This is a genomic window from Massilimicrobiota sp. An134 (genome assembly GCF_002160815.1).
Lineage (GTDB): Bacteria > Bacillota_I > Bacilli_A > Erysipelotrichales > Coprobacillaceae > Allocoprobacillus > Allocoprobacillus merdigallinarum.
Genome location: NZ_NFLH01000002.1, coordinates 17,485 through 33,521, shown reverse-complemented (window position 1 = coordinate 33,521; position 16,037 = coordinate 17,485). Strand labels below are relative to the sequence as shown.

Sequence of the window (16,037 nt, the reverse complement as noted above, 5' to 3'; positions counted from 1 at the left end):
ATTTTATAAATTTATACATTTGACATCAATCCAGCCCACTTCTCCTTGATGAATCACATATGCATAATGACTATAGATTCCTATAACTTTCACAAGATCACCTTTTTTGGCTGAAATAAAATAATCAGTATAATCATCTAAACAATATGTCTGATGATGACGCTTATATAAAAACTCGTTTTTTATTTTTAAATATTGTTGCGTTTCCTTTTGATAACACTCACTGAATTCCTCACCTTTTTTGATGACTTCCACTTCAAAGTGCGGATATGCAATTTTATGCTTCTCATTTTGAGATATTTCTACATCAGATATAACATGATGATATGGCAAAGGTTGAACATATTCTTGTGAGTAATGAATAACACCATCTTTAGATTCAATAATTAATGCATTTAATTGTGAAATAGATTTGACACCCGTTCCCCCATCAATACAAATGATTTTTTCCTTTTCATCAATGATAATATCATTACATATTTGATTTGGATAATAATTGGATGTAGGTAAATGACCTACAATAACCATATCATCTAAAAGATGTCCCTGATGGTAAAAATATTTCATTTCCAACAATGAAGATAAAGAACTGTTTTTATAATCTTTTCTTTTTTCAATACCTGCATGAACAAATAGAAATTGATTCAACTTTAATGTAACAGGTAAGTGAGATATAAATGCAATTTCATCATGTAAATAATCAGCAATCTGTTTTTGAATACCTAGCATTGTTTCATGCCCCTGATCCAAATGTAAACGATGATAAACTTCACGTATGCAGCCATTGCTGGAAACACGCTTTAAATAACCCTGTATCTGATTAGCCAGTTCAGGTATTGTCAGCAATGCGTCTAATGCCCATTCACAATTTCCCATGAGCACAAAAACACGATCACGTTTAGATAGTTTTTGAACATAATGAATGGTTTCAATAACCTGGTCACCTTTTTCTACAAAATCACCTAAAATAATCAGATAATCTTCAGGTGTGTATTTCACTTTTTTTAAAAGTGCCTGAAATCTATCTAAATGACCATGAATATCACTAATGACTATGATTCTATATTGACCTTTAATCGTTTTTACCAAATGTCTAGGAGTTATCATTTTATCACACTCATTTCTTTATTATTGTAACATAATTCAAAAGAAAAGATACTCTTTATTTTTTGAGTATCTTTTGAGTATACATACACCCTAATAAATATCCTCCATATTCTGGTGGATAAAGCGGTGACTGTAAATAACATGATGTCGTCTGTAATGTTTCTTTTAATGGCTTTAAAATATATTCACCTGCCTGAAAAACGCCTCCTATATAAGATACTGGTATAGGTTGATGAAAATCTCGAGCTAGAACTTTTATCAGTTGACCAAGATAATTTGCGGCATTTTTATAAATCTGCAAAGCATACAGATCATTTTCTAAAGCCAATTCATAATTGATTTTTGCTAAAAGTGCAATATCTTTTCTTTCGTTTTGAAGATGATGACGATATGAAATGATATCATAGTCATTTTCTAATAATAAACTTTCTTTAACTTTATCATACAATTTTGTCTTTTCTAATCTTCCGTCAACTTGTTGACAATATATTTTCATAAGCTCTTTTCCCATCCAATAAGCACTACCTTCATCACCTAACTGATAACCCCAGCCACCACATCTTTTTGTTTGTCCATTCAAGCATGAATAAGCGATGCTGCCTGTTCCTGCAATCACAACAATACCATCCTGATTAGCTAATGCTCCTGCTAAAGCTATTTGAACATCATTATATAAAAGATACGTATAGCCCTCGAAAGCTTCTTGGCAAATATCTTCTATTTGTTTTCTTAAATCTTCCTGATTTCCATATCCAGCCAATCCTGCAACAATCAAAGATTGTTTAGAAGGATCCAATAACGTAACATTCTCTTTAAGAATGCATACACTTTCTTGTTTTGACTGTGTCAAAATATGAATGGATCCAGCAGACTTTTCTTTTATAACTTGTCCATTTTCATCATAAAGCACAAATTTTGTTTTTGTTCCACCACCATCTATACAAATATAATTCATGTTTATTTCACTTCTTTCAATCTAAATTTTTGCCATGGTTTGATATCATCAAGAATAAATATTTCCTCTTCTTTAATATGACCAACTACATTGGACATTCCACTGTTTGGCATATCTTTTAAAGCTATCTGAAGTTCTCCAGCATAATGTCCATATTGACTGCTTTCAATAATAACATCACCACGATGAATCATTTGTGGAGTATTGATCAATTCAAAATGATGTGCTTTATATTTAACACGACTTTGTGTAGAACGTATCATGTAGCTATTTACATCTCCACGTTGAAAATGGAGTTCTTCAAATAAAATTTTTCTTTCCATTGCTGGTAAATTCTCTATAGGATCAACATCAAAAGTGACGAGATTTAAGTCTAAATTTTCCAATGATTTTAATTCTTCTAAAGAAGGATAACAATTAGAAATGATAATATCATCAATGACATTGAGAGCCAGCATATGTTTGATTTGTGTTATTAATGAAAGATGTCTATGCATTTCTAAGGTTGGCAGACCATTTGTGACTGGCCAAGACCCAAATGTATTTTCATTTTGACTTGTGACAAAAGCAGCTGTAGGAATGCCATAGCTGATAAAACGCTCTGTACACTTCATAAAATAATCTAATGATAATCCACTATAATTATGGGGATAGAAATTATGACATCCCAATAAACAATACTTATTAGGCTGATAATCCATAATTGTATCAAGTGTATGAACATCATTACTCATATTGATTTCAATCTTCAATCCATAAGGATTATAAGTCATCAAGGCTTCCTCACTTCCTGAAAAACCAGCATCTAAACGTAAACCATCTGCTCCTATCTCCTTAAAAAAGTGTAAATCCTGATAACTAATATCTAAGTCCTGAAAAACTCTTGGTGATACGTCTACAATGATTTCAAATCCTTTTGATTGAGCATAAAGATTGATATCTTTAAAATCTTGAATAATTTCCTCTTTACTTTTATTAACGGATAAAAGACAAGAAAAAATACGTGAAAAACCTAATTTTGACATCTGATCAATATATGCTTTGATTTTTTCTGATGATGATTTTTCTGGATAAATAGAGATACCTAATCTTCTCATGCGTTTTCCTCCTTAACTAATTGACGATCATAACAAATGAAAAATGGTAAATAAATGATCAGTGAAACAATAATCATTCCTATAATATAAAGAATTGAAAAGATTTGACCACCCGTTACCCAGAAGCCTCCAAAAACAGATGGTAATACCCATGGTGCAAGCATAACAGGTATATTGATATAATGATAAGCCATCATTATATAAGTACAAAGACTCATAACGATTGGAGCGGCAAGAAAAGGAATTCTTAAATAGCGATTTTGAACAATGGGTGCACCAAAAATCACAGGTTCATTAATATTGATAAGTCCTGATTGAAGAGTCTGATGACCCATTTGTCTAAGATAGTGACTTTTCGCAAAAAATTGACATAAGAGAACTAATCCTAATGTAGCACCTGAACCTCCAATCCATACAAACCATTGATAAAAACCTTCAACTCCAATATAAGGAATAGCCTGATGATTGATATAACATATTAAATTTACCATCAGCATTTGTGTCCAAAAAGGTCTAGCCAAGATTCCTACCATAGCCACACCATGAATCCCGCTTAACCAGAATCCACATGTCAATACAACTATAAGTAAAATCCCTATTATAGACGTTAAAAAAGATAAACATAATTGAACACAGCTAATGAAAAGACCTATATAGGTATTTTGACAATAAATCAATCCCATAATCAATAAAGCTGCGATAAAAACTGGTACAAGCTGTTTGAAATAGGCTTCAATCGGTTCAATAAAAAAATGGATTCTCTTTTCTAAATAGAGAGACATACGATGAATCATGGCCAAATATATCATATGCACAAATAAAACTGGCAGAGTCAAAGTCAAAATAGAGTATTGTTTTCCATAATAAATAAAAAGCATACTCAAAAGCACAGAGAACAACATGAAAACAGGATTCAGTTTTTTTCTTTGAATATATTGAAATGCATACATCATTTGTATCATCAAAAAATATATACATTCTATATATGGATAAAAGATAGAAAACCATTGAAAAAAGACAATAATTCCTAAAACAACAAAACATAATGTCATATGTACAAATGTCATTTTAAGTGCCTGAATAAAATCTAAGTTTATTATTTTATTAATATAATCATTGATTTGTTCACTCATTTTTATTCTCCTAGAAAAATAACAGACTGAAATCAGTCTGTTATTGATTTTGAATTGCTTTCTTTACAAAGCCTTGACTGCTTTCTAATCTTGACTTGGCTTCTTCAACAGTACAATTTAATAATATTTTAATAATCGCAACTTTGACATGTCGATGACATTCTTCAAATGTTTCTTGAGCTACTTCATAGCTACATCCTGTTGCTTCCATAATAATTCTTTTACTTCTTTCAACCAGTTTTTCATTAGAAGGTTTTAAATCAACCATTAAATTCTGATATGTTTTTCCTATTCCTACCATGGAAGCTGTTGATAACATGTTTAAAACAAGCTTTTGTGCTGTTCCTGCTTTAAGACGTGTGGAACCAGTAATGACTTCTGGACCTAAATTCATATCAATAGCTAACTTTGCAACTTTTCCAATCTCACTATCTGGATTACAAGCAATGCTGATTGTATATGCACCTATTTTATTGGCCTGTTTCAAAGCACCTATAGTATGTGGCGTTCTTCCACTGGCAGCAATACCTACTACAACATCTTTATCACAGATTCCAGCCTCCATGATTTCTCTTTGACCATCATCTTCATGATCTTCCGCTCCTTCTTTAGCTTTAACGAAAGCTGACGGACCACCTGCAATAATACCATTCACTTCATTTGTTGTACTAAATGTTGGAGGACATTCCACAGCATCTAATATTCCTAAACGTCCACTTGTTCCACTGCCTACATAAAAGAGTCTTCCACCTTGATTTAAAGCCTCAACAATTTTTTCCACAGCCTTTTCGATTTGAGGCAAAACATCATGAATACGTTGTGGAACAAGAGCATCTTCTTCATTCATAACTGTTAAAAATTCATGGATACTCATATCGTCTAAATTCATTGTTTTAGAATTTCTACTTTCAGTCACTAAATGAGAAATATTTACTTTATTCATCTTGACTTCTCCCTATATTCTCTCTAATACAATCGTTGTTTGTGCATCAATATAATCAATAATATCAATATATTCAGGATGTATAAATCCAATAACATTTGTTCTTGCTTCAAAAGGTAAACTTTCTTTTATGATATGAACTTCTCCACTATAACGACCTGCCAGTTTATTTTCCATTACTATATATCCACGTTGACGAATAGTATTATGGAATATTGGAATATCTGGTGTTCTAGGCAATGTTAATCTTACAATCTTTTCAGCAAGATCTTTTCTGACTTGAATCTCCTGGTCATAAAGATATTCATACTCTTTTTCTAAATGACAAGGAATATGCATAATATTTTTATCCATATAAGCCTGAATATTTTTAAGAGTAGAAATAGAAGCCTCACTATCACCAATAAGTATATCCTTAATACCACAATCATGTATTAACTCAACAGCTGCAACATATGGATTCATTGTACGATGTTTTTCCACTGTTGGCAATCCTTCATAAAGTGGAAATCTTTTTAATACATCTCCACATACAAAAGCTTGAACAGTTAAATGATATTTTTGAAAAGTTTTATTTTTCTTTTGAAAATATTCCAAAGATAATCCTGTTTCACTATGAGGATAAAAATTATGTGTTAATGCTAATTTATCAAAATCCACTCCTGCTTCTTGTGCACCTTTTAGATATTGATCATTAACTACACTTGCATTCAGCATTAAATAAAAATCCTTCTGTAATTCCTTAATAACTTCATAATCATCAAAACCATAATCTAATCTTAAAGCTTTAAATCCCATTCTTTTTAACTGTTTATAATCTTGATGAGGAATGTTTAATTTTTCAAAAGTAACAGGTGAAACATCAGGGACTACCTGCAATCCTAAAGAATGACATTTCTCTAAAAATAAAGGTAATTTTTGATCTAAGTCAGAATAGTCTTCTTCTGGTATATGCAAAGATGTAAATACATATTTCGCGCCACATTTTTTAGCCTCTTCAAGATATTTTAGATTCAAATCTTGAAAATATACTGAAATTCCTAACATAGAACACCTCCACTTTCTAATTTTATTTTCCTTCTTCTAAAGCCGCTTTTTCTTCTTTTAAATCATTTTTTTCCATAGCTTTTACAAATGGATAAAATACAAGCCCTAAAATAACCCAAGTAATAAGAACAAATATAACTGCTGGTATACTACCTGATGTTGCCATAAATGTTTTGATAGGTGCTGGTAAAATCCAAGGTGCAGATAAAACTGGTACCGGAATAATTCCAGTCATTGTGAGAACAACAGCAACTACAGCTACAACCATATATCCTAATACAAATGGAATCATCATTAATGGATTCATCATAATTGGTAAACCAAAGATTAATGGTTCCCCAATATTGAATAATGCAGCAGGTAAAGCTAAAACTCCTAAAGCTTTGATACGTTTTGATTTAGAGAAAATCATTACAGTTGCAAGTGGTGCTAGTCCAGTCCAAATATAGTTATCATAGAATACACTTGTAAACACATATGGTAAATTCTTTCCTGCTTCCATTGCAATTTGGTTTGCAGCAGTCATTTGTGTCCAAATTGGATTTGCAATAGAACCAACTACATTTCCACCATGAATACCGACTGCCCATAAAGCACGATTCAAGAATGATGTTACAAATACAGTTGCTGGTGTATCAGAAGCACTAACTAATGGTGTAAAGATTCCCATAATAATATTTGGTAAATCAATTGATAAAACAACTGCAATTAACCACCAGAATATAATCGCAAATGTACTTGGAATTAAGGCAATAAATGCACTTGCTACCATTGGTGGAACACCTTCTGGCATTTTAATTGTCCATTTCTTATTAATGAAGAAACGATAAATTTCAATAGTTACAATCCCAACAATCAAACCTACAAACACACCTTTTGCTCCCAAAAAGTCAGTAGGAACACCTGTAAATGTACCCGCAGTATCTGATCCTTCAACTATTGTAGAAACAGTTTGTGCTGGTATAAGAATAAAGAAAGATGATACAGCTAAGATTATTGGAGCAACAAAATCTAATCCCTCTCCCTTTTTCTTATTATAATATTCAATTGTCGCATATGCAGCTGCAACAACAACAAACAAAGCAATAAAACCAGTTCCAACTCCTGATGCAGCAGCAAATTTTGCTGAAAAATCACCGATAAGATTTTGCCATGGATCAAAAGGCAATGATGCTAATAATAAGAATATTGATCCTATAATTAATAGTGCAGTAAAACTAATAAATGTTCTCTGCATAATTTGCACATATCTTAAGTTTGAAAACTTAATTAATGGAGGTGCAACTTTTTCTTCAATAAAATTTGTAAGTTTTTCCATAGTTATACTCTCCTCTCTTTTCTTCTCCCCAATTAACGGAAGTGCTTACATTATTATTATAACAATTTAAAATTAAATTTCAATATTATTTTATAAAATTTGTAATATAATTTCACATCATATATTTTCCATCACAAAATTATGAAACTCTCTACGCCAATTCAATATCTTTGTATTTTCTCGTGTCGGATGAACTCTATTAGATAAAACAATGATTGCAATTTGGTTCTGCAGATCAATTAATATTGATGTACCTGTAAAACCAGTATGAGCTATTGTTTTTATAGAATTTAATGATGAAAAAAGACTATCAGGAGTATAAGTCAAAAAACCTATTCCCCTAGGAATTTGATGTTCCAGAGAAAAATTCGTAAACATATCATGAATATATTGTTCTTCTAAAAATGTTTGATTTTTATATTGTCCATAATTTAAAATCATTTTTGCATACATCTCTAAATCATAAACATTTGAAAATAGTCCTGCATGTCCAGCAACACCATTCATTATATAAGCCTTTCTATCATGAACTTGTCCTCTTAATAATTGATGAAAATGTGGACTGATTTCTGTTGGTGCACATTGAATGTGCTCTTTGGGACAATATTCTGTTTGATACATATCCAATGGCAATAAGACTTCCTCTTTTACTACTTTATCCAAACTCTTTTTTGTTATAGACTCAATAATATGTCCTAGTAGAATATATCCCAAATCAGAATAAACAACTTTTTGTCCAGGGATACAGCTAGAACTTACATTACTTATATCTTGAACCATTTGATTCTTAGTGACATCTAAACCCCAAGATAAATCCGCTGGTAATCCAGATGTATGTGTCAACAAATGAAAGATCGTTATATCTCTATTAAAAAATTCAGGAATTATTGTATAAATAGGTGTATCATAAGATAATAATCCTTTTTGAATGAGTCTTAATATTGCTGGTGTTGTGCCAACAACTTTACTAAGACTCGCTAAATCATAAAGTGTATCTATTTGATTCTCTTCTTGGCATGGATAAATAGATTTATTCCCCACACAATAATAATCTGTTATCTGATTATGAATAATAGCAACACAACAGCCTGGAAAAACGTTTTGATTCACTGATTCTTCTAAAAAATATTCAATCTTTGTGTTCATATATAACTCTCCTTATTAAAATATTATTTCAATTTTATTATCTAATTTTTGAATTATTTTGTCAATAAAATCAGATTTCAACAAAATTATATTCTTTTTAAGATATAAAAAAGACCTTCTTTAAATCTAAAGAGGTCCATTTCTATAGAATATCTATCAAATCTCTATTATTTCAATAATTGAGAAACCAGATTCTTTGTTTCATAAAGTTTAGCTCTGTTATTTTCTAAGTCGTATTTATAAACACCATAATATAAAAGATCTGTGACAACCAAAGATGCTGTTCTTGAAGAGATAGCTCCTATTCTCATTTCTTTTTCTTCCAAAGGAACAAACAATTGAATCGTTGTATTTTTTGCGACAGTATTTCTAGAATTTTGTGTAATAGACAGACTTGGTATACCATCTTTTTTCAATTTTTTAGCCATACCAGTTAAACCAGCAGTCATTCCAGAGTAACTGATGAAAATAGCTACATCGTCTTTTGTCATGCTTTCTGCAAAGGTCATCTGCACATGAATATCAGTATTATAGATAGCTTTTTTACCAATTCTCAATAACTTTTGAGAAAAATCATAAGCCACAATGGCAGAACTTCCTACCCCGAATAAATAAATTGTTTTTGCGTTAATCATATATTCAATTGCTTTTTGTAATTGTCCTTCATTAATCATTTGATATGTTTTTTGAACTGTAGATACATTTAATTGACAAGCTTTATGAATAAGCGTTGTTAAATCATCTGCCTCCTCTAAAACAGTATCAATATCCTCCTCTTCATTTTGTGAAGATCTAGCTAAACTGATTTTTAAATCACTAAATCCTTTATACCCCAATTTTTTAGAAAAACGAATAACAGCAGCAGCTGACGTTTGACTTTTTTCACCTAGTTGCTGGGCTGAATCATTTAATATCTCATGAGTATGTTCTAAAATATATTGAGCAATGATTTTTTCTGTTGATGTATAACTTTTTTGTGCTTCTTTAATCTGTACTAGACAATTCATAAATTCACCACCTATTATCATTATATCAATGCTTCTATAAAAATACTAGGAATTATCGTGGTGGTAATGTCATATTTCCTAATATAACATAATCAGATGCACCAGTCGCACTTTTAACATTAGAAAAGTGATGGTGTAATGTTTCATTCCCCATAATGACAAAAGCAATGGCTTCTTTTGCATCACTTGAATAACCGATATCATCCTGTGTATAAACAGGGATATCATATAATTCTTTTTGAAGCATTTGTAAAAGTGTCTGATTATGACTGCCACCACCGCCAACAATGACTTTATGCAATGGATAATATGGCAATATATATGTCTGATAATGATAACCTATACTTTTTGCAGTAAAATAGGTTAAAGTTGTTATAATATCTTGTGGCTTTTCTTTTTTATATTTATCAACAAGATAATGAACATATTTTTCTCCAAAATCTTCTCTTCCTGTTGATTTAGGTGGTTGTTTTTTCATATATGAATGATGCATCAATTCATCTAACAAAGCATTGATAACCGTTCCTTTAGCACTAATATGTCCACAATCGTCATACTCTAAATGATAAAGGATACGACATGCTTCATTAATCATCATATTTCCTGGTCCAGTATCAAATGCCTGAACTTGATCAAGATCCTGTCCAACTAACAAAGTCACATTTCCAATGCCACCAATATTTTGTAATGCGATATTTTTATGTTCTTCACTATATAATATAAATTCACTATATGGTACCAACGGTGCTCCCTGTCCGCCAGCTGCCATATCCATCACTCTAAAATTAGAAATCACTGTTGTATTCAATTCATAAGCCAAAACAGCAGGTTCCCCAATTTGTAAAGTAGATGGCAACAGTTGACCTTTTTGAAAAGGAATATGATAAATTGTTTGTCCATGTGTTGCAATAAAATCAATATCTTTTGATAATATATGATATTTATGAAGTAAAACTTTGACAGCTTCAACAAACAGATATCCTAGTTCAAAATTTAAGCTACAAATTTCATCAACATGAGAATCTTTTTCATCACAGGCTTTCATAATTTTTGCTTTCATATCTATAGGCATAGGATACTCATGGTAGCCAATGACTTTCAATTTTGTTTCCTTTCCATAACCATGAATATCAACCAGCACTGTGTCAATACCATCCATTGATGTTCCTGACATGATTCCAACCGCGTACATCTTTCTTCACCTCAAAAGAATCATACACCTATTAAAATATTATTTCAACAAATTAAACACAATTGTAAAATATTATATCATTCATTATATATTATCTTTTAAGAATGAGTTCATGTTTAAACAAACAGCAATTTTTACAATCATACTTTCACTAACTCTTCTTTATCGTCAATAACAACACAATTTCGTTTTTCTTTTGCCTGGTACATTCTTTTATCAGCTAATTTCAATAACTGATAATCATATTTTCCATATGCACAACCAATGCTGCATGTTAATTTTAAATCAGGGTATGTTTTAATTTTTATTTCTGTAATTTCTTGGCGAATAGAATTCAATCTTTCATCTAAAATATGTTTAGGTATCTGATAGAATAAAATAACAAATTCATCACCACCATAACGAATCACAGCATCTTTTTCACGTACACTTTTCTTGATGGTCTTTGCTGTTTCCTGTAGTGCTCGATCTCCTGCCAAATGTCCAAAACAATCGTTAATATCTTTAAAATGATCTAAATCAATCATAGCAATCGCTGTTATATCTTCTTTTTTTATCAAGTCATCTTCTAAATAACGTCTATTATAAACTTCGGTTAACCCATCCAGATATATATTCTCTTGCATATAATTTAATGTTTTGACCATTTTTCGATATTGTTTATCACTTTTTAAAATATGTTCATGCATCTTTAATTTATATTCTATCACATATGGATCATCATTCACTTCTATATATTGATCAATGACATAATAAATATATCGTGACTGAAAATCAAAGTGGATGACTTTTGATTGGTGTTCATATGCTTTTTTGTACCTTTTCGAATCAAACATTGATATATCTTGCCATAAATCTTGATGTTCCATAAAGTACATATTTTCAATATCTTCATTCGTTAAAGATATATAGCGCTGTGTCTGAACATCAATCAAAGAAATCTGATCAAATATTTTTTGAAATTCTATTAAAAAATGTTGAAAATGTAAAAGATCAAACTTTGAAATATTTTGAAATTGTTCATCATCAAAGAGTTCTTCTTTATCTATAAATCCCATCACGCCTATAAAACGTGCATTTTCTTCACCTAGCCAGATGGCACGACATCGAAAATGACACAATAGGTCTTTTCCATCAATGATAAATATATCTTCATATTCAAAAGATGGATTTGTTTGATTTGTCTGTTGAGCTAACTGTATCATCTTTGTTAATCTGACTTTAAGACGATTATGAGAATCTCTAGCCATAGGATGGGCAACAATTTCTGGTAATTCCAAGCGTTGAGAAGCATCTTGTGATAAAAACATGATATCTAACTGATTATCATATATAAATGCCAGTTGATTCTGCTTTTCAAAAAAGAAATTGTTTTTCATTTTTTCAATATCTAATTGATCAGATGATTGCTCTGTTTTCATATTTTTTAAATAAGTTTTTTGAGAATATAGTGAGACGATGTTAGATATTCTTTTTCTTACAATATCTTCATGAAATGGCAAACTTATAACATCACTAATCCCTAATTCATAAGCATGTTCTATAGGATATTGTAAATTTTGTGTGACAATAATGATGACAGGTATTTTATCAATCCAGTGATATTTATTCATAGAAGATAAAACTTCAATCCCATTCATTTCAGCCATCATCCAATTCAATATTATCAAAGATAGCGATGAAAGATTATTCTTCACTAATGAAATAGCTTCAGTACTATTATTTGCAAAAACAATTTCATAATCTTCTCTTAAAATATCCGCTAAACTTTGTCTATTTACCTGTGAATCATCCACAATCAAGATTTTATTTTTCATACTTTTCTCCTATTTTCATATCAAAACAATTTCAATTTTATTATACCTGATTTTTTTTATTTAGAAAACCTTCCATTTTACTCCAAAAGATTACTTTTCTCATAAAATAAATTAGATTTTTAATCTTCTCTTATAAACAAAAAAAGAACCAAAGTATTACCTTAGTTCTTTTACTGTATGACCATAGGTATTCATTTCTTTTTGAATTTGTTTTATATACATAATTTTTGCTTTTTGATATATATTTTTATCCTTTAATAATTGCTTACAATAAGGATTTTTTTCACGTAAATAATACAAGTTAACCCAATGACATGAATAATCTTTTTGATTCATAGTTGGATATAGCCAATTTTCATGTAGTAAAATAGCATTTTTATATCCTTTTTTTGCTCTTTTTTGTTGAAGATAACTTTTTATATCTTCAAAAATAATTTCCGTATGTCCATCACTATAATAAATTTTAATATAATGATGAAATCTTTCAGCTAAAATAATAGTGTTATTTGACGGCAATAATTTCCACTTCTATAAGTGCGCCTTTTGGTAAGCTTCCTACTTCAATAGCACTTCTAGCAGGATAAGGCTCTACAAAATATTGAGCATAAATGCTATTAACAGTATTAAAATCTTTCATATCGTCTAAAAATACTGTTGTCTTTACAACATGAGAAAAATCTAAATTTTGACTTTCAAGTAATCCTTTGACATTATCTAAAGCCTGTTTTGTTTGTGCTTCTATTCCTTCTGGCATTTCACCAGTTTGAGGATTCAAAGGAATTTGACCAGAGAAGAAAATAATATCTCCTAAATCAATACCCTGACTATATGGTCCAATAGCTCCTGGTGCTTTATCCGTTGATATAACTTTTTTCATTATTATTACCTCCTATGTTGTTCAATATTATAACAAATTTTCATCATAGAAACTACTGTTTATATAAAATATTATTTTTAACTTTAAAAACAGAAAAACTTTATGTTTTCACATAAAGTTTTACGCTGTTGCTTTTTCTGTTTCTTCGATCATTTCTGGTTTCACCATTTTCATAGCTTTCATTGCTTCTCTGGCTTTATAGAAACCTTTGGCTATGTTCAATCCATGATCTCCAATTCTTTCAAAATCTGTAAGAATCTTTGTATAGACAACACTGTTCTCTGTTGTACATTTTTTATCTTTTAATCTCTTAAGCTGATTCACTGTAAACTGATGATGTGTCTTGTCTATGTTCTCTTCTATTACATCAACTTTGTCTACAATGCTACTGAACTCATCATAGTTCATGATTCTCAGCTCATCTAGTATATTGACACAAAGACTGCTCATGATTCCTATCTCATCCATGGCTTCATGTGAGAATCGTCTGTCTTCACTTTGAAGTAGCTCGGCCCTTTGGGCTATGTTCACCGCATGATCTCCAATTCTTTCAATGTCTGATGATATCTTCATGAATAAACCAATGGCCTGTGAACCTTCTATTGGAAATTCTGTTGAAATCGCATTTGTTGTAAAGTCTACGATATTTTTATTCAAATAGTTAATATATTCTTCATTCTTTTGTAGCTTTTCATATTTGTCTTCCTTGAACTCTATCAAAAGTTCAAATGATTTGCGGACATTGTCTATTGCAACATCTAGCATGTTCTGTGTTTCATTGAACAACTGCGTATTCGCAATAGCACTTATTCCAATATGATAGTCGTTTGTAAAAATACCAAAGTCTAAGTATTTTAACTGCATCTTTCCTTCCAATTCTGGCTTTTCTGGTAAAATAATGAATGATAAATCGACCAGTTTTGTTCCAATTGGCAACAAGATGATTGTTGTCACAACATTAAAGACTGTATGTACATTGGCAATTTGTGCAGCAACATTTGTTGGTGTTAATGATGCCATAAACGCAGCAAATGGTGTTGTCATACTAATAATCACAAAGATAATTGTTCCTATAATATTGAATGATAAGTGAATAATTGTTGTTCGCTTTGCATTTCTATTTGTCCCTATTGATGCAAGAACAGCCGTAATACATGTTCCGATATTTTGTCCAAATAAAACATAAATAGCTGATGGTAAAGTTACAACTCCACTCATCGCTAACGCCTGTAAAATACCTACTGACGCTGATGATGACTGAATGATGGCAGTAAAGACTGCACCTACTAAAATACCAATCAATGGATTTTGGAAGTTTGCGACAATACTTGCAAATTCTGCAGACTCTCTTAATGGCGCCATTGCTGTTGACATCATTTCCATCCCCATAAATAAAATACCTAAACCAGCAATAATTTCACCAATTGCATCAAGTTTCTTGCTTTTGAAAAAGGCAATCAACACAACCCCAATAAAAGCAATAATAGGTGCTAAAGCTGTAATATCCAAGGCAATCAGCTGTCCTGTGATTGTTGTCCCAATATTGGCACCCATGATGACCCATACAGCATTTTTCAATTGCATAAGTCCTGCATTAACAAAGCCTACAACCATGACTGTTGTTGCTGATGAAGATTGAATAATCGCTGTTATTAGTGCTCCAACTGCAACTCCTAAAAAACGATTTGTTGTCAATTTTTCCAAAATTGACTTCATCTTATTCCCGGCAGCCAGCTCTAAACCATTTGACATCATTGTCATCCCATAAAGGAATAAAGCCAACCCTCCAAGCAAAGAGAATATGTTTGTCAGTTCCATCATGTCCCTCCTATTTATACACAAGTAAAACTTAACATATTCCTAACATAATGTAAATATTTTTAACATAATCTTAACATTTCTATCGACATTTTTCATATATTTTCTAAATCATAAAGCTATATATTATATAGGTTCTTTTATCTCATAAATGTCTTTCGCTGCTAAGTTTTTGAGAAAAATATCACGATTTCACAAAAAATCTTTCAGCCAATTCTGGATACCCTATTTCTAACGCTTTTTGAAGTTGGTTCATTTCTTTATTGACTGCATTAATTTTTGCATATATCAATATCAAGATACATAATCCAGCTACAAAACCAATGGAAAAAAGATAAACTATTAAGGCTTGTTGTTGAACTTTTGTTATTCCTAAACCACCTACGCCAACAATACATATTATCAAAATGATCATAGCACGTATCCATCCCTTTTGTTTAGCATCATAGTTTCTTTTTATAACTTGATACATAGAATGAATCTCATCTAATGTATATTCCCTATTTTTTATCTTTTCTAACATGGACTTAGGTAGTCCTTTATTATAAATAACACGATATTTCATTATCCCATCCCCTTT

15 protein-coding genes are annotated in these 16,037 nt (G+C 30.8%); all 15 read right to left on the bottom strand.

The genetic code is table 11. From position 1 onward, the window contains the following. Positions 1-3: 3 nt before the first annotated feature. The 15 genes from B5E79_RS01330 to B5E79_RS01260 all read right to left on the bottom strand — a co-directional run bounded on the left by B5E79_RS01330 (position 4) and on the right by B5E79_RS01260 (position 16,022). Positions 4-1,107, bottom strand: a complete 1,104-nt coding sequence (locus tag B5E79_RS01330; protein WP_087296688.1) for a metallophosphoesterase — start codon at positions 1,105-1,107, stop codon at positions 4-6. 55 nt (positions 1,108-1,162) lie between these two features. Beyond that, positions 1,163-2,062 (bottom strand): N-acetylglucosamine kinase, encoded by a 900-nt coding sequence (locus tag B5E79_RS01325; RefSeq protein ID WP_087296687.1) that lies wholly within the window; start codon positions 2,060-2,062, stop codon positions 1,163-1,165. Positions 2,063-2,064: 2 nt separating this feature from the next. Next, complete coding sequence (locus B5E79_RS01320) at positions 2,065-3,159, bottom strand: DUF871 domain-containing protein (protein WP_087296686.1); 1,095 nt, start codon at positions 3,157-3,159, stop codon at positions 2,065-2,067. Beyond that, positions 3,156-4,292, bottom strand: coding sequence for a PTS transporter subunit EIIC (locus B5E79_RS01315; RefSeq protein WP_087296685.1), 1,137 nt, complete (start codon positions 4,290-4,292; stop codon positions 3,156-3,158). The genes B5E79_RS01320 and B5E79_RS01315 overlap by 4 nt, the downstream gene beginning before the upstream one ends. A 40-nt stretch (positions 4,293-4,332) precedes the next feature. Beyond that, on the bottom strand, positions 4,333-5,235 hold the full coding sequence (murQ, locus tag B5E79_RS01310) for an N-acetylmuramic acid 6-phosphate etherase (protein ID WP_087296684.1): 903 nt from the start codon (positions 5,233-5,235) through the stop codon (positions 4,333-4,335). Between the two features lie 12 nt (positions 5,236-5,247). Then, positions 5,248-6,282, bottom strand: coding sequence for a MupG family TIM beta-alpha barrel fold protein (locus B5E79_RS01305; protein WP_087296683.1), 1,035 nt, complete (start codon positions 6,280-6,282; stop codon positions 5,248-5,250). 22 nt (positions 6,283-6,304) lie between these two features. After that, entirely contained in the window at positions 6,305-7,600 is a 1,296-nt protein-coding gene (locus B5E79_RS01300; protein WP_087296682.1) for a PTS sugar transporter subunit IIC, read from the bottom strand. A 117-nt stretch (positions 7,601-7,717) separates the two neighbouring features. Next, positions 7,718-8,746 carry a serine hydrolase domain-containing protein gene (locus B5E79_RS01295; RefSeq protein WP_087296681.1) on the bottom strand — a complete coding sequence of 343 codons (1,029 nt, stop codon included), beginning with the start codon at positions 8,744-8,746 and terminating at the stop codon, positions 7,718-7,720. A 167-nt stretch (positions 8,747-8,913) separates the two neighbouring features. Next, on the bottom strand, positions 8,914-9,753 hold the full coding sequence (locus B5E79_RS01290; RefSeq protein ID WP_087296680.1) for a MurR/RpiR family transcriptional regulator: 840 nt from the start codon (positions 9,751-9,753) through the stop codon (positions 8,914-8,916). A 52-nt stretch (positions 9,754-9,805) separates the two neighbouring features. Beyond that, positions 9,806-10,945, bottom strand: coding sequence for an anhydro-N-acetylmuramic acid kinase AnmK (anmK, locus tag B5E79_RS01285; protein WP_087296679.1), 1,140 nt, complete (start codon positions 10,943-10,945; stop codon positions 9,806-9,808). Positions 10,946-11,085: 140 nt separating this feature from the next. Further along, the gene (locus tag B5E79_RS01280) at positions 11,086-12,762 is read right to left on the bottom strand and encodes a GGDEF domain-containing response regulator (RefSeq protein WP_087296678.1); all 1,677 of its coding nucleotides are present in this window, start codon (positions 12,760-12,762) and stop codon (positions 11,086-11,088) included. Positions 12,763-12,918: 156 nt separating this feature from the next. Further along, positions 12,919-13,278: a hypothetical protein gene (locus B5E79_RS01275; protein ID WP_087244435.1), complete on the bottom strand. Its 360-nt coding sequence runs from the start codon at positions 13,276-13,278 to the stop codon at positions 12,919-12,921. Further along, positions 13,265-13,639 (bottom strand): RidA family protein, encoded by a 375-nt coding sequence (locus B5E79_RS01270; RefSeq protein ID WP_087244434.1) that lies wholly within the window; start codon positions 13,637-13,639, stop codon positions 13,265-13,267. The genes B5E79_RS01275 and B5E79_RS01270 overlap by 14 nt, the downstream gene beginning before the upstream one ends. Before the next feature lie 120 nt (positions 13,640-13,759). Further along, the gene (locus B5E79_RS01265) at positions 13,760-15,457 is read right to left on the bottom strand and encodes a Na/Pi cotransporter family protein (RefSeq protein ID WP_087296677.1); all 1,698 of its coding nucleotides are present in this window, start codon (positions 15,455-15,457) and stop codon (positions 13,760-13,762) included. 184 nt (positions 15,458-15,641) lie between these two features. After that, positions 15,642-16,022: a hypothetical protein gene (locus B5E79_RS01260; RefSeq protein WP_087296676.1), complete on the bottom strand. Its 381-nt coding sequence runs from the start codon at positions 16,020-16,022 to the stop codon at positions 15,642-15,644. Positions 16,023-16,037 lie beyond the last annotated feature (15 nt).